This is a genomic window from Eubacterium sp. AF22-8LB, from assembly GCF_003458715.1.
GTDB lineage: Bacteria > Bacillota_I > Bacilli_A > Erysipelotrichales > Erysipelotrichaceae > Holdemanella.
In genome coordinates this window covers 48,353-71,714 of record NZ_QRVI01000012.1, presented here as the reverse complement: position 1 = coordinate 71,714, position 23,362 = coordinate 48,353, and the positions used below count along the sequence as shown (strand labels likewise).

General features: G+C 34.4%; 24 protein-coding genes. 9 read left to right on the top strand and 15 right to left on the bottom strand.

What is annotated here, in order from left to right; translation table 11 throughout:
• The first annotated feature begins 46 nt into the window (after positions 1–46).
• Positions 47–1,192: an IS110 family transposase gene (locus DWY01_RS06265; protein WP_117995047.1), complete on the top strand. Its 1,146-nt coding sequence runs from the start codon at positions 47–49 to the stop codon at positions 1,190–1,192.
• Positions 1,193–1,336: 144 nt separating this feature from the next.
• On the opposite strand, the gene DWY01_RS06260 is transcribed toward DWY01_RS06265, so the two are convergent.
• Positions 1,337–1,465 (bottom strand): zinc ribbon domain-containing protein, encoded by a 129-nt coding sequence (locus DWY01_RS06260; RefSeq protein WP_199519900.1) that lies wholly within the window; start codon positions 1,463–1,465, stop codon positions 1,337–1,339.
• 46 nt (positions 1,466–1,511) lie between these two features.
• Here DWY01_RS06260 and DWY01_RS06255 point away from each other — a divergent pair, with 46 nt between their 5' ends.
• The gene (locus tag DWY01_RS06255) at positions 1,512–2,678 is read left to right on the top strand and encodes an ROK family glucokinase (protein WP_199519899.1); all 1,167 of its coding nucleotides are present in this window, start codon (positions 1,512–1,514) and stop codon (positions 2,676–2,678) included.
• A 54-nt stretch (positions 2,679–2,732) separates the two neighbouring features.
• On the opposite strand, the gene cls is transcribed toward DWY01_RS06255, so the two are convergent.
• Complete coding sequence (gene cls / locus DWY01_RS06250) at positions 2,733–4,253, bottom strand: cardiolipin synthase (protein ID WP_117995044.1); 1,521 nt, start codon at positions 4,251–4,253, stop codon at positions 2,733–2,735.
• Between the two features lie 515 nt (positions 4,254–4,768).
• On the opposite strand from cls, the gene DWY01_RS06245 reads away from it, so the two are divergent.
• From DWY01_RS06245 to DWY01_RS06225, 5 genes are read left to right on the top strand one after another with little or no spacing between them, the layout of a single operon-like run.
• On the top strand, positions 4,769–5,482 hold the full coding sequence (locus DWY01_RS06245; protein WP_117995039.1) for a lantibiotic protection ABC transporter ATP-binding protein: 714 nt from the start codon (positions 4,769–4,771) through the stop codon (positions 5,480–5,482).
• Positions 5,475–6,206, top strand: coding sequence for a lantibiotic immunity ABC transporter MutE/EpiE family permease subunit (locus tag DWY01_RS06240; protein ID WP_117995035.1), 732 nt, complete (start codon positions 5,475–5,477; stop codon positions 6,204–6,206). Before DWY01_RS06245 ends, DWY01_RS06240 begins: the two co-directional genes overlap by 8 nt.
• 1 nt (position 6,207) lies before the next feature.
• Positions 6,208–6,948: a lantibiotic immunity ABC transporter MutG family permease subunit gene (locus tag DWY01_RS06235; RefSeq protein ID WP_117995030.1), complete on the top strand. Its 741-nt coding sequence runs from the start codon at positions 6,208–6,210 to the stop codon at positions 6,946–6,948.
• Between the two features lie 14 nt (positions 6,949–6,962).
• Positions 6,963–7,625, top strand: coding sequence for a response regulator transcription factor (locus DWY01_RS06230; protein ID WP_117995026.1), 663 nt, complete (start codon positions 6,963–6,965; stop codon positions 7,623–7,625).
• On the top strand, positions 7,613–8,989 hold the full coding sequence (locus tag DWY01_RS06225) for a sensor histidine kinase KdpD (protein WP_117995023.1): 1,377 nt from the start codon (positions 7,613–7,615) through the stop codon (positions 8,987–8,989). Before DWY01_RS06230 ends, DWY01_RS06225 begins: the two co-directional genes overlap by 13 nt.
• 362 nt (positions 8,990–9,351) lie before the next feature.
• On the opposite strand, the gene DWY01_RS06220 is transcribed toward DWY01_RS06225, so the two are convergent.
• On the bottom strand, positions 9,352–9,525 hold the full coding sequence (locus DWY01_RS06220; RefSeq protein ID WP_371412818.1) for a helix-turn-helix transcriptional regulator: 174 nt from the start codon (positions 9,523–9,525) through the stop codon (positions 9,352–9,354).
• Positions 9,526–9,661: 136 nt separating this feature from the next.
• Here DWY01_RS06220 and DWY01_RS06215 point away from each other — a divergent pair, with 136 nt between their 5' ends.
• Complete coding sequence (locus DWY01_RS06215; RefSeq protein ID WP_117995018.1) at positions 9,662–10,159, top strand: hypothetical protein; 498 nt, start codon at positions 9,662–9,664, stop codon at positions 10,157–10,159.
• A 519-nt stretch (positions 10,160–10,678) separates the two neighbouring features.
• Here DWY01_RS06215 and DWY01_RS06210 read toward each other — a convergent pair.
• The 6 genes from DWY01_RS06210 to DWY01_RS06185 form a co-directional block, all read right to left on the bottom strand.
• Positions 10,679–10,930: a hypothetical protein gene (locus DWY01_RS06210; protein ID WP_117995016.1), complete on the bottom strand. Its 252-nt coding sequence runs from the start codon at positions 10,928–10,930 to the stop codon at positions 10,679–10,681.
• A 78-nt stretch (positions 10,931–11,008) separates the two neighbouring features.
• Positions 11,009–11,857, bottom strand: a complete 849-nt coding sequence (locus DWY01_RS06205; protein ID WP_117995012.1) for a patatin family protein — start codon at positions 11,855–11,857, stop codon at positions 11,009–11,011.
• A 51-nt stretch (positions 11,858–11,908) separates the two neighbouring features.
• Complete coding sequence (locus DWY01_RS06200; protein ID WP_117995008.1) at positions 11,909–12,820, bottom strand: hypothetical protein; 912 nt, start codon at positions 12,818–12,820, stop codon at positions 11,909–11,911.
• A 9-nt stretch (positions 12,821–12,829) separates the two neighbouring features.
• The gene (locus DWY01_RS06195) at positions 12,830–13,675 is read right to left on the bottom strand and encodes a DNA/RNA non-specific endonuclease (protein WP_199519898.1); all 846 of its coding nucleotides are present in this window, start codon (positions 13,673–13,675) and stop codon (positions 12,830–12,832) included.
• Positions 13,676–13,838: 163 nt separating this feature from the next.
• Positions 13,839–14,570, bottom strand: coding sequence for a type 1 glutamine amidotransferase (locus DWY01_RS06190; protein ID WP_117995001.1), 732 nt, complete (start codon positions 14,568–14,570; stop codon positions 13,839–13,841).
• Complete coding sequence (locus tag DWY01_RS06185) at positions 14,567–15,883, bottom strand: Mur ligase family protein (RefSeq protein WP_117994997.1); 1,317 nt, start codon at positions 15,881–15,883, stop codon at positions 14,567–14,569. The genes DWY01_RS06190 and DWY01_RS06185 overlap by 4 nt, the downstream gene beginning before the upstream one ends.
• 112 nt (positions 15,884–15,995) lie before the next feature.
• On the opposite strand from DWY01_RS06185, the gene purB reads away from it, so the two are divergent.
• A complete protein-coding gene (gene purB / locus DWY01_RS06180; RefSeq protein ID WP_117994993.1) occupies positions 15,996–17,426 on the top strand; it encodes an adenylosuccinate lyase in 1,431 nt (476 codons plus the stop codon).
• A gap of 32 nt (positions 17,427–17,458) precedes the next feature.
• Here purB and DWY01_RS06175 read toward each other — a convergent pair whose 3' ends face one another.
• From DWY01_RS06175 to recN, 6 genes are read right to left on the bottom strand one after another with little or no spacing between them, the layout of a single operon-like run.
• Entirely contained in the window at positions 17,459–18,079 is a 621-nt protein-coding gene (locus DWY01_RS06175; protein WP_117994990.1) for a M48 family metallopeptidase, read from the bottom strand.
• On the bottom strand, positions 18,079–18,912 hold the full coding sequence (locus DWY01_RS06170) for an Mrp/NBP35 family ATP-binding protein (RefSeq protein WP_117994986.1): 834 nt from the start codon (positions 18,910–18,912) through the stop codon (positions 18,079–18,081). The genes DWY01_RS06175 and DWY01_RS06170 overlap by 1 nt, the downstream gene beginning before the upstream one ends.
• A 3-nt stretch (positions 18,913–18,915) precedes the next feature.
• Positions 18,916–19,818 (bottom strand): tyrosine-type recombinase/integrase, encoded by a 903-nt coding sequence (locus DWY01_RS06165; RefSeq protein ID WP_117994983.1) that lies wholly within the window; start codon positions 19,816–19,818, stop codon positions 18,916–18,918.
• Between the two features lie 19 nt (positions 19,819–19,837).
• Positions 19,838–20,491, bottom strand: coding sequence for a tRNA1(Val) (adenine(37)-N6)-methyltransferase (locus DWY01_RS06160; RefSeq protein ID WP_158553662.1), 654 nt, complete (start codon positions 20,489–20,491; stop codon positions 19,838–19,840).
• Complete coding sequence (dinB, locus tag DWY01_RS06155) at positions 20,488–21,657, bottom strand: DNA polymerase IV (RefSeq protein WP_117994975.1); 1,170 nt, start codon at positions 21,655–21,657, stop codon at positions 20,488–20,490. The genes DWY01_RS06160 and dinB overlap by 4 nt, the downstream gene beginning before the upstream one ends.
• On the bottom strand, positions 21,650–23,284 hold the full coding sequence (gene recN / locus DWY01_RS06150) for a DNA repair protein RecN (protein ID WP_117994970.1): 1,635 nt from the start codon (positions 23,282–23,284) through the stop codon (positions 21,650–21,652). Before recN ends, dinB begins: the two co-directional genes overlap by 8 nt.
• Between the last annotated feature and the right edge of the window lie 78 nt (positions 23,285–23,362).

The window sequence follows — 23,362 nt, the reverse complement described above, 5'->3', positions numbered from 1 at the left end:
CATTAAAATTTAAAATTTATCTATTTTATGAGTCCTTTTTCTTGACATAGTACCAAATAAACGTTTTGGCAAAGTAAAGAAAATTGATCATGATATTGAAGGATTCAAAAGACTTCTAGAAGATATTCAAAAGTTGGAAGCTGAAACCAATGAAAAGGTATGTGCCGTATTTGAAGCAACCGGTGTTTATACAAAACCTTTAGAAAGATTTCTAAGTAAGAACAGTATAAAGACATATATGATCAATCCTTTAGAATCTGCCAGAAAACGGAAAGAAGAAATACATAATAAGAAGACGGATAAGCTTGATCCAATATCTATTTCAAAAGTTTATTATGATAAAGAAAAAATGATGGAACTAAAAAAGAAGGATGAAACATATAACTGGCTCAGGAAAAAGAATCGATTGTATGAAGATCAGTTGAATCATCTTAGAAAATACAAGGTTACATTTCAAAATCAGTTAAGTATCTGTTTTCCGGGATATCTTGATTTATTTAAGGATGGATACAGTGATATTCCAATGACAATCCTAAAAAAATATCCACATCCGGATTTATTGAAGAACAAGAAGGCTGAAACAGTTGCCAGATATCTTGAGAAAAATACATGTCATAATCATAAGGTATCTTTAGAATATGCATTAAAAATAATAGAATTTGCGAAAAAGACATATCCCGGATGTGAAAAGGATGATGTAGAAGTTGAAATATTTAAAATATTACTTGATAAGGTAATCGAAACACAGAGGGAATGTGAAAAAACATTGAATGAAATGATAACAGTTGCTTCTACTTTAGAAGAATATAGATATATCTTAAGCATTGATGGAATAGGGACCAATCTTGCTGCAAGGATCATTGCAGAGATTGGAGATATAGAAGAATTTAAATCAAGAGAAGCACTTGTGGCATATGCAGGATTGGATCCGCATATATATCAGTCAGGAGACCAGGATGGAAAACATTTAAAGATATCCAAAAAAGGAAATAAATATCTAAGGTGTCTATTGTTTCTGGCTGTAGGATGTTCTATAAGAGGAGCTAAAGATAATCCAATGAATCAATTCTATCAAAAGAAAAAGCAGCAATCGAACCCGCTAAATTCGAAAGCTGCCAAAACCGCATGTACCGCCAAACTGTTAAAAATAATATACGGTATATGCAAAAACAAGACCACATATGAAAGGTAGTCTTGAATACATTATAAACAAAAATTTAAAAAATTGGAGAAATCCAATCTTTTTATCGTGGAAAATCATCAAAAAATGTGTCCTTCATGGAAAGACACAAAATTTTATGAATTAGGCTTGATTTGTATTATCTAATTTTTTTGATTAATTTGCTAATATGCCTTGCATCAATATATTAATAGATGCATTTACGTCTCTGTCATGATTTGAATGGCATTTTGGACACGTCCATTGTCTTACTTTTAAATCTTCAAAGAACCAGAATGGTTTCATGATTTAGAAATGAAGAAATTGTACAACTGGATTGTATTTTTAAACGATGGGGCCACTCATTGAAAGAATTAGTATATCAATACGTATAAATGGAACAGTGCAAATAAATGATAAAATTTATCATTTGTCTAAACCAAAGATTTCTGACTTCTTTGATGAAATTAGAATAAATTTAGGTAGTGAAAAAACATATAGACCATTACTATGTGGTGAGTGTAGTTGCCATTATACTTTGCATCTAAAGAGTGGTAAAGTTATTGAATATTCAGGTAATTATGCATTATGTGATGGAACTCCATATGGATGTGAAAGATATACAATAAAGATTGGATTGTTTTCAGTGGATGGAGATTTGATGGAAAAATGGGAAATTCCAACAAACAAAACAGATAATGGAAAATATATTCTTACTGAAATTGCTGATTTTATTAATCGTACTATTGAATCGAAAGGCATAGAAAAAAGTGATGTGATTGGTGTAGGTTTAGGTGTACCAGGACCAGTAAATAAGAATGGCTTTGTGAGTGTATGTGTGAATTTAGGATGGAATTCATTGAATGTTGAAAAAGAATTCCATGAAATTTCAGGCCTTCCTGTTAAAGTAGGCAATGATGCCAATGTTGCAGCACTTGGTGAAATGTGGCAAGGTGCTGGGAAAGGATATCAAGATGTATTGATGGTTACACTTGGCACTGGTGTTGGTGGCGGTTGTGTTTTAAATGGACAGATTGTTTCCGGAATTCATGGTGCTGGTGGAGAAATCGGACATATGCCTGTTAAGGATGATGAGAAAACTCCATGTAACTGTGGAAATCATGGATGTTTAGAACAATATGTTTCAGCCACTGGAATTGTTACTCAGGCTAAGAAGTTGCTAGATATGGATGATTGTTCTTCTGGTTTACGTGATTATGATTGTTTAGAAGCTAAACACATTTATGACGAGGCTAAAAAAGGGGATGTTGTTGCTAACGAATTAGTGGATTCCACTTGTAAAATTCTCGCAAAGGCATTGGCACAAGTTTGTAGTGTGATTGATCCAGAAATCATTGTGATTGGTGGTGGCGTTTCTAAAGCTGGAGATATCCTAACTTCAAGAATCAGCACATTCTTTAAAGAATATGCATTCCATGCATGTAAAAATACACCAATTGTTTTGGCTAAACTTGAAAATGATGCTGGAATGTATGGTTGTGTAAAATCATTATTTTAATTCTACTAAAAATGCAAGGCTAACCATTAGGTTAAAACCTTACATTTTTATTTTTTATAATAATGGTGAAAAAATACGAATAATGCTTAAGAATAAGCCTTTTACAATATTGACGTGCGTATCTTCGATTTGAATTTCTTTACAATGTGAAAGTGTATCAAAAAAGTTTTGTTTCATATCCATGATCTTCTTAGATTTATATAACAGAGTACCATTTTCAAAATGTAAGTAAAGAGATCTATAGTCCAAGTTAATAGTTCCTACAGTCGCATACGTATCATCGGAAATAAAGACTTTAGAATGTACAAATCCAGGTTCATATTCATAGATTTTCACTCCACCCTGAATCAATTGAGCATAGTAGGTAGTTCCTATATCGTGAACAATTTGTTTGTCGGCAATCCCAGGCATAATAATACGTACATCCACACCTTTTTTGGCGGTATGAATCAGTGTGTTAATCATTTCAGAATCAATAATCAAATAGGGTGTCATTATATATACATATTCATTAGCACTGTTTAATAAATCTTCATATACCGATTGACCGGTTAGTTCTTCATCTAATGGTGTTTCTGCGTAAGGGACAATATATCCATCATATTGCGATTCATCTATTGGATCTGTGCATTTAAATACAGAATAGTCAAAGTCTTCGTGGCGCAAGGCATTCCAATTTGTCAAAAACATGACTAGATAAGACCAAACAGCATTTCCTTTCACACAGAAAATGTTGTCCATCCAATGTCCATATTTAACTTTCTTATTAATATATTCATCGGCTAGATTAGCACCACCACTAAAGGCAACCTTACCATCAATCACTAATATTTTTCGATGATCACGATGATTCATGATCGTATTAATAATAGGAGAGACGCGATTAAAGGATACGGCCTTAATTCCTTTCTTTTCTAATTGTTTTGCATAGGATGCAGGAAGCGTTCCTAATGAGCCCATATCATCATACATAACTCGAACTTCTACACCTTGTTTTACTTTATCTTCTAGAATGGAAAGGATGGAATTAAACATCATTCCTTCTTCAATAATAAAGTATTCCATAAAAATGTATTTTTCAGCTTTACGTAGTTCTTCCAGCATGGTTTCAAACCCAGCTTCGCATGGTGCATAATAAGCAAAATCTGTATTTCGATAGAAGGGAAATCCTTCCTTTTGAAGAAATGCTAAATGCGAAGTATAATCCGGATTTTCCAATTTAATTTCTGAAATAATAGCTTCCTCTTGCTCATAATAGTTTGCAGCCTTTTTTTGTTCGATAATGATATTTCGAAAGGTTTTACCAAATAAAAGGCTTAAAAGCATTAATACATACACAAAGGTACCAAAAACAGGGAATAACATAATCAATATGATCCACATCAAATCACTCGATAGATGTCTACTGGTACGTACAATGTTTAATACAATTAAAATTGACAATATGTGTAGAATAACTTCTACTAATACAAAGGATGTGGTTAACCATTCAAATAGAAAGTAATACAATCCGAGTTCACCTAAAACAATTATAATTAAGGGGATAATTCGTCCTAACCATATTTTACTTTTCATAAATAAACCTAAAAACGACCTTTCATCCGTATTCGCATAGAGTACTATATCACTAAGCCAATAGAATTTCCAATTTTAAATAAAAGAAAAGCTGAACTATAGGATGAGGTTAAATAGTTCAGCTCTAGAAATAGGAAAACTGGATAAGTAATTAGTTGAGTATAAATTTCATCCAGCAAACGCATTATACCATTATAAGCCCAGCTTTCTCAATAACAGATGATGATTTTTTGTATAGAATTTATCATTTGTTCATAAAATAATATTATAATGTTTTGATTATTTTGGAATAAACGTTCAAAATTACAGATGTTTTATGCTGTATCGAATAGAAAATGATTGGATCTGAAAAGAAAAAGGATGAAATAGAAAAAGGTTAATCATTTTCCATTCAAGATAAAAGGACTCATAAAATAGAGTAGACGAATTATTTAGCAATCTTCATCAAATCTTTATTTTTTTCTGTTAGTTTATATTTCAGTAAGAAATGAAATATAGAAGGAAGGATAGTAAAGATGGAAATGATGTTACAGACACAAAATCTATGTAAATATTTTAGAAAGCAGAAAGCGGTAAATCATGTTTCACTTAATATCGAAAAGGGACAGATTTATGGACTGCTTGGACCGAATGGTGCGGGAAAATCTACCACATTGAAAATGTTGACTGGTATGATGAAACCAACTGCAGGAAAGATTTACTTTGATGGAAAACTTTTGGATAGGAAAGATTTATCAAAAATAGGAGCGTTAATTGAAAATCCGCCTATTTATGAAAATCTTTCCGCCAGAGAGAATTTGAAGGTAAGACAATTATTGCTTGGTACAGATGAAAACAGAATTGATGAGGTCTTGCAGATTGTATCACTTACAAACACCGGAAAGAAGAAAGCAGGACAGTTTTCTTTGGGGATGAAGCAAAGACTAGGCATTGCAATGGCATTGCTTGGAGAACCGGAACTTTTGATATTGGATGAACCTACGAATGGATTAGATCCAATAGGCATCGAGGAATTACGAGAGCTGATCCGGTCTTTTCCGGAACAGGGAATCACTGTAATTCTCTCCAGTCATATTCTCTCAGAAGTACAGTTACTTGCAGATAAAGTCGGGATTATTTCAGGTGGAATCTTAGGATACGAAGGAGCATTAAAGCAGGGAGATAATCTTGAAGATTTGTTTATGAATGTGGTAAGAAAAAACCAGAAAGCAGGTGAAATCCATGGTTAATATTATAAAAGCAGAACATCAAAAAGCTAAAAGAACCATGCGAAAAAAGTTTATCTGGGGATTTCCTCTTCTTACATTTGTCATGGCATTTATATTTACTCTTGGGATGACAAATGCTTATGCAGAAAGTGTTTGGAACTGGTGGTATACACTTTTGCTGCCGGGGATGATTGCTCTATTTTGTTATCTTTCTGTGGCGCAGGAGAAAAAGATAAAATACTATCATTTAATAACTATTCCCACAGACAGAAGAAAATTGTTGCTGGGGAAAATTATTTATATTGGGTACATGATTTTGTTTTCTAATGTGATTGTGTTTGCAGGAGCAACGCTTGGAGGCTTTCTTCTAACGACACATGTTCCAGTTGGAGGAGCGTTGATTGCAGTATTGGTTCTGACGGTTTCTGAGTTATGGGAGATTCCGGTAGCTTTATTTTTAAGTGAACGATTTGGAATGATTGTAAACCTGTTCGTCTGCCTATTTATTACCGTCAGCGGTGTGGTAATATCACAAACCAGAATCTGGTATGTACTTGTTTCTGCAATCCCTATGCGAATGATGTGCCCGTTGCTTCATGTTTTACCAAATGGACTTGCCGCAGAAGCAGGGAATCCTCTTTTGGATACGGGAGTCATTGTTCCGGGAATGTGTCTCTCAATCATCTGGTTTGTTTTTGTAACGGTTCTGTTTTTGAAATGGTTTGAGAGAAGAGAGGTGAAATAAGATGATTGGAAGATCTCTTAATGCAGACTTGCGAAAGATGAAAGGAACATCTGTTATTCTGGCACACTTACTGATTCCGATTATAACCAGCGTTATATTTTTAATATATTACTTTTTTTCACCATGGAATGAAAATATGAAAGTGATTGCATTTTATCAGGCAATAGGAGCAGGACTTCCGGTACTTATTGGAATTTTTACAGCAAGTGTGATGGAACAGGAACAAAATGCAGGTGATTTTCAAAATCTGTTGTCTTTACCGAATAAACCTGCAGCATTTTTATCGAAACTGTTGATGCTACTGGTTTTGTGTCTGTGCTCTATCCTATTGACAGCAATCATATTCGGAATTGGATTTGGAAGAATCGTATCAAGCGATATCGAAATCATGAAAGGATGTATATTTGCAGCATTGCTGCTGTGGGTAAGCAGTGTTCCACTTTATCTGTGGCAGCTGATTCTGGCTTTTCAGTTTGGAAAAGGGGTATCCATTGGAGCAGGGATTATATCAGGATTAATTAGTGCATTGATGCTTACCGGACTTGGAGATTATGTGTGGAAATATGTATTTGTCTGCTGGACGGGTAGAGTCCCATATACTTATCTGCAATCTGTATTGGGAGAAACTAGTGTAGGTGAATGGTTGTCATTCATACCAGGTTGCTTAATATTTACAGGGATTAGTATGGTATACTATTTTTGGTGGGTAAACCACTGGGAAGGAAACAGAATATCGGAATAGAATCGAGGGCAACTATGGCAAAAATACTGGCAGTTGATGATGAACCGGCAATTTTGGAAATGATAGAAAGCATTTTGAATAAGGATGGACATCTGGTTACCAAAGTAAGTAATCCACTAAAAATTAATATGGAAGAATTACATCGTTATGACCTGATTTTACTGGACATTATGATGCCTGGAATTGATGGCTTCGAATTATGCAAAAGAATTAGGACACTTGTGGATTGTCCGATTTTGTTTCTTACGGCAAAAACGGAGGAAAACAGTCTGGTAAACGGACTTTCTTTAGGAGCAGATGATTATATTTCAAAGCCATTTGGAGTGATGGAACTTCGGGCAAGGATCAATGCACATCTTAGAAGAGAGCACAGGGAACATTCTGTCAGGATGGTTTTAGGGAGAGTCTGCATTCAGATGTCTCAAAAGAAACTGTTGATGGATGATAAAGTACTTCCGTTTACGAAAGCAGAGTACGAAATCTGTGAATTTCTGGCTAAAAACAGAGGACAGGTTTTCTCGAAGGAACAGATATTGGAAGCGGTCTTTGGCTTTGACAATGAGAGTAATGACAGTACTATAATCACGCATATCAAAAATATAAGAGCAAAATTTGCGGATTATGATTATATGCCGATAAAAACAGTCTGGGGGATTGGATATAAATGGGAAGAGTAAAGAGAAGCAATGCACTCAGCTGGATTTTTATGAGATATGTACTGGTCATGCTTGGATCATTAGTAGGTTTGGTGATTGTTGCTTGGCTACTGCTGTCCCTTTTGATTAGTGTGGGCTGTATTTATCCGGCAAATTATGCAGAGCAAAAGATTAATGAAGCATATGATACGATTCTACGTGCAGATAAAGTAACTGCTGAGATGATTCCCGAACTTTGTGATTATGTAATCTTTTCAGAGAATGGAGAGAAAATAGGTGGAGATCTGTCAGAACAATACGAACAGATAGCATGGAATGTTGTAAAGTACGGAAACGCATCCGGGAAATATTTTTATAAAGTAATTGTAAGGGAAAATGAATATGTTGTATTGCAATATCGCCTGACACCTCAATATCATTCAGCTTTTTTGAGGGAGCATTTTATAGGACCACAGAATGTGATGAGTATTATGTCTGTGATTGGAGCGGTAGCGATTATCATCATTCCGTCCATACGTTTTGGAAAAAGAATCAAAAAGCAGATGCAGCCTGTATTAGACGCAATCGGACAAATTAAGGATCAAAATCTGGAATATGAGACATCCTGTTCCGGTATCAAAGAGTTTGATGACTGTTTATCGGCAATCGATGATATGCGAGATGCATTGCGAGAATCTTTAGAAAAGCAGTGGAAAACAGAGCAGGAAAAGAAACAGCAGATGTCTGCTTTGGCGCATGATATTAAAACACCTCTTACGATTGTACGGGGAAATGCAGAACTACTTTCAGAGACTGAACTGACCACAGAACAGAAGAAAAATATCACTTATGTTTTGAACGGCACAACACAGATACAAAGTTATGTAAAACAGTTGATAGATGTCACAAAATCATGGAATTGCAGTGATGTTACCTATACAACGGTGAGGTTAGAAGATTTTTTCGCAGATATAAAGGAACAGGCACTCGAACTGGTAGAAATCTATCACCAGAAGATGGATTGGAAGGCGGAACAAAGTGATAAAAAGATAACGATTGCTTATGATCCAATGTTCCGAGCCGTAATGAATGTGATTCAGAATGCAGTGGAGCATACAAAAGAAAATGGAATCATTTATATTGACGCAAAGGAGCAGGATGGCCGGCTGACATTCATTGTGGAGGATAGCGGATCAGGATTTACAAAAGAAGCATTATTGCATGGCACAGAGCAGTTTTTTATGGATGACACAAGTAGAAATGGCGAAGCCCATTATGGGATGGGACTATTTTTTGCAAAAACTGTGGCTGAAAAATATGGTGGAGGTATTAAACTTGCAAATTCTGAAAATACAGGTGGGGCGAGGGTAGAAATATTTTTCCTGAGTAGTCAAGAAACAAGCTAAATAGACCGCAATTAAGCTATGTAAAAGAAATTTTTCATGCTTTTATCTAATATGTAAAAGCCTTTTGATAGACATTACTACTACGTTTGCTGTAATCTCATGGAAGAAGGAGGCATACAGAATTATGATAGCTGATAAAATTAAAAATGCTCGTACTATTCTTTATTACATAACTATCATTATAGTTGGGATTATATGCACATATAAGAAGAGAATAATATAACTTTTGTTATGATATCAAATGATTTTTTCATTTAATATAACATTGCATTGGATGAAAAAATGTGTTTGGAGATGAAAACATAATCGAATTGAAGGTTGACGATTCAAACATAAAAAGAGCTGGGTGGCATCTACCCAGCTCAATCTTCTACATGGAATACATCTTCCACCAATAAATTAAAGTATTTAGAAATCCGTAGTATAAACTCGGCAGATGGGGTGCTGTCCCCACGTTCTATCCTGCCGACAGTTTTGGTGCTGAATCCGATAGCAGCGGTAAGGTCATCTTGGTAAATGCCACGCTGATCTCGGATTTCTCGGATATTAGGAGTATTTCAACTTCCTGTTGAGTAGCTTTTAACTTGGCAGTGGCTTGATAAACCGATTACGAAAGAACAGGCACAAGAGCTTTCAGATACTCTGTATGAGTGTACAGGTGGAATCATCAATATGCTCATCTGGCTGTACAAATGGATCATGATTGAATATCTGGACAATCGGTCAAAGGGTACAATCGTCATCATTAACGAAAAGTTCATCAAGTCAGTCAGCAAGAAACACTTTGGTCAGCTGAAGGGAGCTATCGACATGGTCAATCAGGCAAAGGTTGAAGAAATGGAAGATGAACAGATTCTGATGCTTGCCGAAAGTGACAAGAACAAATACGAGATGCCAGAAACAAATGTTGAGAACTTAGCTTACGAAAGCAAGATGATCAACATCGTGATTGGCAAAGTGCATCAAATCTATACAGATGTAACATCAGACGATATCGCACGATATGTTCGACAAATCTTGGCAGAAGATGAATATCATCGTATGAAACCAACTGAAGTTGCTAAAGAGGTAGTTGCCATCATCACACGAAACCCAACTCGTAAAAAGAGAAGACCTTCATCAAAAGCACCTGCATCTAAGAACATCTGTGATTACATCTCGAATGCATAGAACAAAGAGACTCAATGTTTCTTTGTTTTTTTGTGCATTCACAAATGAGCAAAACAAACTTTGGAAGTTCTTAGTTTCATGAAGTTAGAACAAATCTTTTTCGTAAAAGAAGCTGTTAGTTTCATATTACGTAAACAAGATATTTTAGTAAAAGAAGTTGTTAGTTTCTTAAAGAAGCTGTTAGTTTCATGAAAACAATAAAGCAAATGAATAGGCTTCTTAAAAAGAGCAAGAACTTCGCATAATGTACCTTATGTAATATTTATAGATATAAAAAAGAGCGGATTTATTAAATAATGTAGGATTATTAACAAATCTGCTTTTGTTTAATGAAGTTATTTTTATAAACCAGGCATATTACATTTAAAGTGCAATGAAACATGTAGTTATTATGTTTTGTATCTTTATATACAATTGTAACGCATATCTGATAATAACTGCTTTATATTATAGATCTTCTTATTTGCATTGAGACGTATAGTTGTTCATCTTTTTTGTTTTCAAGTTAAATCAGAGAGTCTATGCATCTCTGGTTCTTACGTAATATAAAGATAATAATGTCACTTCGATTATGATATATGGGATTGCCATCAAATATGCAGAATACGGATGAAGATCCGATGCTGCATATGGCATATCTTCAATTTGAAGTTTACCAGATTGAATTTCTTCAATTTTAGTTTTATACATATGAACACGATACGGACATATCATTGCGAGTATAATCATAATCGTTAATAGAATGCGCCCAGGCTTTTTAAAAAACTTCATTGAACCATCTCCTAAATTTGTTTTAGTTTATCAAAACTTATGAACTTTGAAAATACCCTTTTATGATTGTGAAGTACTTCACAAATATTCTTTTAAATCTTTAAGACAATTCAATGCATCACATCTTCCAATATCATAAATTTCTTGAAGATGATTGGGATCCTTTTCAATCATTGCACACGCAATCGGTTTAGAAGGTCGGATTACAAATATTTTACCTTCCCTTTCAAGCTGATCTATTTTTTCTAACGTTTCATTATAACGCCTATGACGTGTTTCTAATGACTCAATTAATTTAGGGTATTCTTTTAGCGTCCTTTTTATAATACCCATAAATTTCATCGGTTCTTTGCGATAGCTTTTATCACGTGTTAAAACAACAACTGTTTTTGTTGGATGCTGCTGCAACATCCACTCAACTGGAATTGAATCACTGACACCACCATCTAATAATTCATACCCATCAAGTTTTACTGGCTTTGATACAACAGGAATCGATGCCGAAGCACGAATCCATTCAATATCTAAAGCATCCCCATCTTCAATATCATGATATACTGGCTTTCCTGTATGGATATCTGTACATACAAGCGTAAAACGCAATGGATTTTCTTTAAATACCTTAGTATCAAACGGATCTAATAATGTAGGTACAACTCCATACGCAAACTCTTTATTGTAAAGATCACCGGTTGTAATAAAACTTTTTAAACTCGAATATCTTGGATCCTGACAAAAGCGCTTGTTATAGCGTAAAGCACGACCAATTTGTTTCGACTTAATATTACATCCAAAAGCGGCACCGGCACTTACACCAACCACATGATCAAATTCAATGTCATTTTCCATGAATACATCAATGACACCACAAGTATACATGCCTCGAAAGCCTCCACCTTCAAGAACTAAACCTTTTTTATCTTTCATTTAAATCACCGCAAAAATTATACAACAATGTGAACTAAAAAGAAAAGGACTTTATTCAAGTCCAATCTTAAATGTATTTGATTTTCCAAACGCTTTTGAATTCATATGTACAATAAATGGCTTTGTATTTTTATCTGTGAAATCCGGAGCTGCATTGCCAAAATGGAATTCAATTTCGGTATTTACAGTTTGTTTCTTATCTAAGAAATATAGCACGTATCCTGTGACACTTGCTTTAAAGCTTTGCGTTTTAGGAGCCATACCATTCGTTGTAAAATCATGCTTTTGAATTTCTTCCATACTTTTAAATTCACCCTTATCCTCTAAATCAATACCTTCTAGAGTTGCACTTGGAGTTAAATAAGGAACAATAATACGAGAATCCGTTTTATTCTTATATGTAATCTTTACATTTTTTAATACTGTTTCATTATTTTCATACACATATTTTGCCTTTGAAGCATCCACATCCATTTTTAACGTGTCATCCTCAAAGAAAGTGTATTTTAATTCCTTCGAATCTTTTACATTTTTATCACTTGCCTTACGAATCTTGAAAGCTTTAAAAGGCAAAAATTGCTTCTTGTTGTTGAAAGAAATACCTAAATTTTTCTGGTCATTATTCGGAAAGCCAATATAACCATAGATATACGTATTTTGACCTTTATTGATCACATATGTAGGTGTTGACTGATATTTATCAATGACACTAATTTCTTTCTCATTATCATCCGTAACACGATAAGATAGATTTTGTGTATTATAAGGCTTCTTTCCCTTATTCTCAATACTAGCTAAATAATAATAGTAAGTAGAATTATCAGATTCATTTGTGATTGTTAAAACATCTAATAATTGACATGAAACATTCTTTTTTAGTTCCACATTATTTTCTGGTTTTGAACAACCAAATAATGATAAAGATAAAACACATACACAAAGCATTGTAACTATTTTTTTCATTTTGATCTCCTATGGATTGCAGTTTTTACAAGGAGCATACCCCTGCTGAATCAATGCATCTCTAGAATCATGTGATTCAATCTTATTTTCATCTTTCATTAATCGAACACTCGAACATGTTGGATTATGAAATTTATGTGTATTCACATTCAAAATATAAGACGTTGTATCTTCCTTAACCTCATACTCTTTTATAATATTCTCTTTCGAGCGGCTTGAATCTCCCGTTTTATAATCAATCGTAATACCTGGCTGCACGTTATAACAAAATACATTAAACGATATACCCTGGCCTTTATCTTCTACAGAATATGCCTCAATCTGAACACCATCCGCAATCAGATTATCACCCTCATATATTGGTGTTACCCGATATAGCACATGATGATTCGTCTTCTTTATATATTGCGTAACCTCATTTTCAAAAGGTAGCATACCCTCTACATTTAAATAGCGCGTTCCCGTTATTAAATTTTTCCGATTCGCATTTTCACCTGTTAACTGATATCCAATTAAATGACAACGATTATATAAGTACTTACCATCAATTCCCTTATAACGAATTGTATGCCATCCAACAGGCTTTACCATACCAATACTACCACGCTTCGTGGTTGGCATTAAATCTTTGGAAACATTCGCATACGCAACACCCGGACGATTTAAGTCATCCAGATTTGAATAAGATTCAAAGCTTTTCTTATTCATATCCTTCGCATCAAATTCAGGTTCATTATCATGAATCTCAACATAGGCAGCCCCATCATAATCTGGTATGGAATCAATCTCATAAGCCGATATAGGCGTAGTTAGATTCATTAATATCAACGCAATTGATAATATTAATTTTTTCATATAAGCCCTCACTATATTGACATATATAATGTCAATATAATATATATACTAAAACCATGAAAGGAGTGAGTGTTAAAAAACATAGTACACAATCATTCGTTCGAGTCAAAATATAATAAAACCCCTTAGTACTATGTTTTTAGATGTCATTTGACATCTTTTTTTATATTTCTAGTTTTTTAAACACAGCCTCACGAGCCATTTTTTCAAACTTATCTTCTAAAGGCTTCAAATCACTATATTTGAAATCTGGATTTCTCTTTTGAAGCGCTTTTGAAATGACAAAATCAGCAACCTCTGGGTTTTTCGGAAGCAATGGACCATGTAAATAAGTACCTAAAATTTTTCCGTCATAAAATCCTTCATAACCAGCGCCAAAACTATTACCATAACCTTTTACGACCTTCCCTAAAGGATGTTTGACATTCAATGTTTGACCACCATGGTTTTCAAAACCAACAATACGCGTCTGAAGACCATCCAGGTTTGCATCAATCACAATATTTCCAATACAACGACTTCCCGCTTTTCCTGTATCTGTATAATAATCATAAAACTGTAAACCGGAAATCTTTTCATTATTGGCAGCTATATAATATTGACCAAATAATTGATAACCACCACAAATCAAAAGCACAAATGTTTTTTCGTCCATAGCCTTCTTGATGTTTTCTTTACGCGATAATAAATCAGGAATCAAACTGATTTGTTCCTTATCTGCACCACCACCTAAGAAAATCAAATCATATTCACTTAAATCTTTTTCTTCACCAATACCACAAGTATCCAGTTCAAAAGGAATACCACGGTCTAAACAACGTTTTTTAAGAACCATCATATTTCCCTTATCCCCATATAGATCCATGATATCATGATACATCCAAACTACTTTCATAGACCCATCTCCTTTTTGATTGCATTTCGCGTAGGTAATAATGCCGTATATGTTGCAATCGCATAGGTTGTACGCTTACTTGCTAAAGCTGCTTTAACTGCAACATCCAACGTATCAACAACACTTAATGGCCCCTCATATCCACCATAATAAATACGCAATGCCATATCATTCGCACGAAGCCCTGTACAAATAATTTCCTTTGTGCTATTCGTCATAATTTTTTCAAAGAAAGTATCATAAATCCAGCTTACATCTGTTCCATCCTGCTCACGATCATTTAATACAATCACAATCGTTTTATCCGAAGGATCCTTTTCAATGACCTTCATAACCTCGTTAGCTCCCGTAGGATTCTTAACTAAATTTAAAATACAAGTCTGATCCTCCGATTTAAACATTTCATTTCTTCCTGCAGGCTGAGGAGCATGACTAAATACAGATTTAACACAATCTAGAGAAATACCATAATTTTTAGCCATATTCAATACAACCGCACAATTATACATAGAATACATACCTTCATATGGAGATTTAAATGTTGTTTGATCACATACAAAAGTTTCCTTATCCAAATCAATATCCTTTAAACAAGTATTTAATGCAGGTGATTCAAAATCACATTTAGAACAATGGAATTTACCAATATGAGAATATTGATAAAAATCATATTCCAATCGAGCTCCACACTTTGGACAGAACTTGCCTTCACTCGCCTCTTTTGTAGTTTTAACCGAATACTTGTTTTCATCCATACCAAAATAAGAGATACTTGCATTCTTCGCAACTAAATTTAAACGTACAACATTTGGATCATTTCCATTTAAAATTAAACGCTCCTTATATTCTGGCAACACCTTTTCAATCGAATCAATCAATTGCTCCATTTCACGAGCACGATCCAATTGATCACGGAAGAAGTTATTGACCACAAAATCCGTAACCGGAATAAATGGAAGAATATGTCTTACATTTAATTCATCACATTCTAGTACAACCGCATTGGCCTTGATTTCGCCGTTTAATTTACTATTCGTAAGTAAAGTAGTCACAATACCAGCTTTTAAGTTATCGCCTTTACGATTGGAAATAACATGATAGTCTGCCTTTTCAAACAAGTCTGTAATCATATTGGCTGTACTCGTTTTCCCATTAGTACCCGTCACAAGAATCACAGGACCATTGAATTTTAATTTTGTTAATATATTCGCATCGACCTTACAACCAATAGAACCAGGCATCGATCCACCTCTTCCAATTAAGTGTAAGCCCCAAGCACTTAGCTTTGTAGATAATATAGATAAAGTTTTCATAAACGCTCCTTTTCCATACTCTTTTATTATACAACAATTGAAGTTGAATTTAAAAATTGAAACACATATAATATTACTGTTAGAGAAAAACTAACTAGAATAGGTGGAACAAATGAACGAATATTACCAATCTCCTCTTTCACAGAGATACGCATCAAAGGAAATGCAAGCATTATTTTCAAACGACAAGAAATTTACGACTTGGAGAAGACTTTGGATTGCTCTTGCTGAATCAGAAAAAGAACTTGGATTAGACATCACAGATGAACAAATCGAAGAATTGAAAGCACACGCATTGGATATTAACTACGATGTTGCCAAAGCAAGAGAAAAAGAAGTACGCCACGACGTTATGTCACACGTATATGCATATGGAGTACAATGTCCTAAGGCAAAAGGAATCATTCACTTAGGTGCTACAAGCTGTTATGTAGGTGATAACACAGATTTGATTATTATGCACGAAGCTTTAGAGCTTGTACAAAAGAAAATTGTCAATGTATTAGAAAAATTAGAAGAATTTGCATTAAAATACAAAGACATGCCATGTCTTGCCTTTACACACTTCCAGCCTGCACAGCCAACAACAGTTGGAAAAAGAGCTAGCCTATGGGCGCAAGACTTATATATGGATTACATGGAAATCCAACACTTATTAGACAATAAGAAATTATTAGGATGTAAAGGTACAACTGGTACACAAGCAAGCTTTATGGAATTGTTTGAAGGTGATACAGACAAGGTTAAAGCTTTAGATGAAAAGATTTGTGAAAAACTTGGATATGACCAATACTTCGCTGTAAGTGGACAAACATATACACGTAAATATGATACACAAGTTTTACAAGTATTAGTTCAAATTGCTCAAAGTGCACACAAATTCAGTAATGATATTCGTTTATTACAACATATGAAAGAAATTGAAGAACCATTTGAAAAATCGCAAATTGGTTCAAGTGCAATGGCCTACAAACGTAATCCTATGCGTTCAGAAAGAATGGCTGCCTTAGCTAACTATATTATTGCCGATTCAATCAACCCAGCAATCACAGCAAGTACACAATGGTTTGAAAGAACATTAGATGACTCAGCAAACAAACGTATCTCTATTGCCGAAGCCTTTTTAGCTACAGATGGACTATTAGATCTTTACTTAAATGTAAGTGATGGTCTATTTGTATATCCAAAGGTTGTAGAAGCTAACCTATTAAAAGAATTGCCATTCATGGCAACAGAGAACATCATGATGGACGCTGTTAAAGCTGGTGGGGACCGTCAAGAATTGCACGAATTGATTCGTCAACACTCAATGGCAGCTGGACGTGTCGTTAAAGAAGAAGGAAAACCAAACGATTTAATCGATCGTATTGCTGCTGATCCTAAGTTTGGCATGACAAAAGAACAAATTCTTTCAATCATGAAACCAGAAAACTTCGTAGGACGTTCAGTTCAACAAACAGAAGAATTCTTCAAAGAATTCATTGATCCAATTCTAGCTAAAGAAAAAGATGCATTAGGAATGCACGCTGCAATTAACGTATAAAAAAATTAGAGCTCAACCTGAGCTCTTTTCTTTTACCATAATCTAGGAATCGATCGATTCTTATATTTTTTCATAACTTGTTTATATTCTGGTAACCAAGTACAAAGTAAATCATAGAAATCTTTTGAATGGTTTAAATGATATAAATGAGCAAGCTCATGAAGAATAATCGCATCAATAAATTCAAGGGGCATGAATATAAGATTTACATTGAAACAAATTTTATGCTTCTTAGGCGTACAGCTACCCCATTTACTTTTATAAAAACCATATTGTAAAGAAATATTGTGTATCTGTAATTGCTCGCAAAAAAATTCAAATCGAAGATCGATATACTTTTTCGCATTCTTCTTAAGAAAACGTTGAATCAATTCCTTATTTGGAAATAAATACAATTGATCCTTTTCTACGTAGCATCGAGGCACATCAATAAAATGCAAATGAAAGCTTTCACCTAATAATTCAACGATATCATTGTTTTTAAGAATAGGATTCTTATCCATCTGTTCTTTGATCCAAGCTTCCTGTTCATGCACAAATTCATCAATTACCTTTTTAGAAACAGAGAAAGGAGCGCTCACCTGAACCACTCCTTCAATTACACGAATCTTAATTTTTGTACAATTCGTTTTTCGACTTAATACGTATTCCATTAGGCAATATCTTCTAAGACTTCAGAAGCAATATCACTTAAATAAGCATCTACCTTTTCCTGCTGTTCTTTAGAATATGCATCATATTCATTGATATCACGAATCAAATCCAACATTGGAAGTGTACCATATAGCTTCGTGCAAGTGGAATTACATAAAGCTTCCACATCTTCCTTCTTGTAGAATTCAATTCTTTCATGACAATTTGGACATTCTAAGTAAGCCATATTTTCGATGATACCTAAAACCCTAACTTCCATCTTTTCACACATGTGACAAGCCTTTTCTACAATCATACTTACCATTGGCTGTGGTGTAGAAACCATCACAACTCCCTGTACAGGAATAGACTGCATAATTGTTAGGGCAACATCCCCAGTTCCTGGAGGCATATCAATCAATAATACATCTAAATCACCCCATACAACATCTGTATAGAATTGTTTCACTACCCCACCAATAACAGGACCACGCCAGACAACTGGATCCGATTCCGCTTGAACTAAGAAGTTTAAAGACATGACTTTAATTCCCTCTTTCGATTCAACTGGAATCAATTGTTGTTTTTCATTTCCATAGGCATGCTCATTCGTCAAAGCCAATAAACGAGGAATACTAGGTCCCGTAATATCCGCATCCATTATTCCTACTTTTAAGCCTTTTTTAGCCATTGCCTTGGCAAGCATAACCGTAACTGTAGATTTACCTACTCCACCCTTACCAGACATTACAGTGATAATATTTTTAATGTGGTTATCTGGATTGGATTGAATTCCACATGTTTCACTGTTTTTACCACATTTTCCTTGAGAAGGACAACCTTCACATGACATATACTATTCCTCCTTTGATTTTTCTATTTTTTGAAAACAACGATCATAAACACTTGTCAAACGCTGATCTTGAATATGCGTATAAATCTGCGTCGTCTGAATATTACTATGACCTAATAATTCCTGCACAATTCTTAAATCTGCATTCTTATCTAAAAGATGCGTCGCAAAAGAATGGCGAAAGCTATGGGCAGATATTTTAGGGTTTAAATTCAATTCACATACTTTTTGTTTGATCATCTGATGCACATATTGCCTTGTACAAACATGGCCTAATCGATTCACAAAAAAATACGAAACATTTTTTACATCCCAAACACTACGAATGGAATCTAAATAATATTTCATCTGTGAAATACAATATGAAGAAATCGGAACAATTCGTTCCTTATCTCCTTTCCCTTTAACCTTTAAAATGCCTTCCTGCAAATGCACATCATTTAGCTTTAAATCACAAAGCTCACTGACGCGCAAGCCACAAGAATACAATACTACCAAAAGGGTCTTATGATATTGGTCTATCTCATTGTCTTTAAAAGATGAAAAAACTTTTTTTACTTCATCCACACTCAAATACACAGGCAGATGCTTTGATGCTTTCATCCCATGAATTAGTAAAGAAACATCATGAATCTCAGGATGTGCCTTTGCTATCTGCAAATGAAAGGAATGAATACTCGCAATCATTCGATTCATACTTGATGCGATATGATCCTGGGCATAGAAATCTAAAAAATCTTCAATATCCAACACCGATATATCCTCACACTTTGTAATATTTCGCATTGTTAAAAAACGAATATACGATTCAATATCATGAATATAGGATTGTTGTGTTCGCTTCGATTTTCTTTGCAGAACATTCAAATATAAACGATAATCCGCTAATGCATCTTCTAATTCCATAAGATTATTATAACACAAATTAAATATAAATAGGCTCTAATACATTCATATCACAATTTGACTCTTTAATAGCTTCTACTAGCACCGATTTAACTTTGTTGTCACGATGATCATACGCAAACTGGATATTACGAATACTAAAATGATTGTCATAAAGAACCTTGTTAATTTCATTCAAACGATTTGGACGATGCACAAAATAAAAACGCCCATAGCTTTTTAATAATCGATTCGCATGAAGCACCAATTCTTCTAACGTCAAGTTTTCTTCCATTCTTCCTAAATGACGATACGTCATTGTTTCAGGCTTTTGATTCGCATTCAACTTGAAATAAGGTGGATTTGAAACAACCACATCAAATAAATCATCCTTATATTCTTGTATCGGCAAATTCACGATTTTACAAGAATGCTTAATAAACGTATCCACATTCTTTTGGGCTAATTTAGAAGTCTCTTCCAAGACCTCCACACCCACTAATTCTTTCACATTAAAATGATCTAGGTAAACAAGAATAGCGGCATTGTTTGTACCAATATCAAGAACACGCTCTTGTTTTTTTAAACGAACAAATTTTGCGAGTAGCTTCGTATCTGTATTAAAGCGAAAATGCTCATCATCCTGATATAATTGAATATTTTCATCAATAAAATAATCTAACTTTAAACTCAATCCACATCCTCCTTCTTCAATAAATCACTTGCCTTCATAAAACACTTACAATCCATTTTTTCATTTAGCTGGTTTAAAATCGAATCCGTATTCTCCACAGGAATCGCAAACAGATCCATCTGCTCCACTATTTTTCTTGCATCCTTTAAAGAACCAATATGCACACCAATATAACGATATCCAATGGGCTCAAAATACTCTTCTAATAAAGATTTACACGCGCCAAAAATCATGGGATACGTATTCGTATAGCCACTTAGATTGATACTGTGACACACATTATGAAAGGTGGTATCACGCAATGTAAGCGTAACAAGCTTGCCTTTTTGATTCTCACGCTGCATCTTATGCGTCAATTCCCTCACGATATTTTCTAAATTACTACTTACCTCATCAATAGAATATAAGTCATTTGAATAGGTACGCGAAATGGACACACTCTTTTGTGTCGTCGAATAACAAAGCATGGCACTCGAATTGCCACGCGCTTTTTGAATCAGACTGTAGCTTGATTTACCGAGCTTCTGCATGATTTTCTGTTCATTTTTTATATTCGCAAAATCACCAATCGTATAAATACCAATTTGATTTAAGATAGGCACACTCTTTTTACCGATTCCATGCATTTCATCGATTTTCAAAGGCCAAAGCTTGGTGCTTAACTCCGACTTTCTTAAAACCGTTATTCCTTTAGGCTTGCGCATATCACTTGCCATTTTCGCAAGAAAACGATTGGGTGCTACACCAATCGAACAATTTAAATGACATTTTTCATAAACCCCATTTTGAATCTGAAAAACGAGATCCAATGGCCTTTTATAACGCTTGATGATATCCGTTACATCCATGTAACATTCATCAATACTGGCCGGTTCAATTTGATGAGTATATGTCTTTAAATACGCAAAAAACTGTGCAGACATCGAACGATAATACCCATAATCGCCTTGTACTAAAACTAAATCTGGACATAAACGCAACGCTTCATAAACTGGCATCGCACTATGAACCCCATATTTTCGAGCTTCATAATTCGCAGTCGAAATCACACCACGCTTACTCAAGGAGCCCACCGCAACTGGAAATTCCTTTAGATCCGGATTTTTAATTTCTTCACAGCTCGCAAAAAAGGCATTCAAATCAATATGTAAAATGACTCTAGCCATGGATTTGCACCCATAAATCCTGCATAGAAGCCTTTGCAGAATCACTAGCCTGACCACTTGTCATGATTGCTAATTCAGAAATCTTTTCATCTTGCGCTAATTCATGTACTGTAGTAATCGTTTCATTGTTTTTAACAATCTTTTCAACTAAATAATGCGTATCGGCATGTACAGCCACACTCGCTAAATGGGTAATACAAAGTACTTGATAATTCTTAGATAAAGCCTTCATCTTAGCACCCATTGCCAAGGCCACCTTACCACTAACTCCCGTATCGATTTCATCAAAAATAATCGTTTCAATGCCATTTGTAGCTTGGAAAACCACCTTTAACGCTAACATCAAACGAGATAATTCACCACCCGATGCCGATAAGGAAAGACTTGAAAAATCCTGTCCTGGATTCATGGATACTAAAAATTCAATATCATCAATTCCATTGCTGGATGGTTTCTTTTCAATACTTGAAATTTTAAAGCGTGCATTTTCCAACATTAAATCTTTACAATGTGTCATGACATTCTTTTCTAATTCTTTAAAAACGCTCTTTCTTTTTCTAGAAAGCTTTTCAGCTAAATCCATATACGTTTTAAAAGCTTCCACTTTTTCCTTTTCCAATTTATCAAAGACATCCTGACGATGAATGATACGGTCGATCTTATCCATGATACCCTGCTTTGTTTCCTGCAAAGATACAAAAGAACCACCATATTTACGATACAACTTTTTGATTTGATATTGACGCGACTGCAAGCTATCTAAATCTAAAGCGTCATTCGAATGATTGTCACGAATGTTTTTTAATTCCTCATCAATATTTTGTAAAGAATAATACAAGTTTTTAAAAGAATCCTCATAAGCATTCAGTACAGGTGATTTTGATGCTTGTTTATATAACATGTATAAAGAATCCAAAGCCCCATTTTCCTTATCCATTTCATATAAGCATTCAGAAAGATCTTCCTTGTTTTTAAACCAATGCGTAGCCTCATGAATTTGTTCTTCTAATTCATCCATTTCATTTTCCTTGACATTCGCATTCTCTATTTCATCAAGCTGCGCTGTTAAAAATTCTAATTCCGCATCAGAAAATTCTTCATTCTTTAAAGTATCCAACTCATTTAATACATTCGAATAATGATTATACGCCTGTTTCACTTGTTCCTTTAATCCATTGGTATTCGCATAGCTATCTAAAAGTTCTATTTGTAGTTTTGTATCCATCAACCGATATGTATCCATCTGCGAATGAATATCTACCAATAAATTGACGATTTTACGAACAAAAGAGAGCGTCGTAACAGTTTGATTAATACGTACAGTACTCTTATTATTATTTAAAATTGTACGCGAAATAATCACCTGATCCTCTGTATCGAAACCATTTTCTTCCAATATCGCATTTACTTCCTCATTAGAAGTTAAAACCATGGATAAAACAGCCTTATCCTTTCCTTTACGAATCACATTGGATTTAATACGATCCCCACTCAAATATCCAATCGCATCAATCAATAAAGATTTACCTGCTCCCGTCTCACCCGTAATGACACTCATTCCGTTGGTAAAATCAATATCGCAAGATTCAAATAAAACATAATCTTTTACCGACAATTGTTCAATCACAAAATCACCTCAAGTCTTATTCTATTTTAACTGATTTTGAAGTGAAAATAAATCATAAAACACCAACCTTAAAAGGTT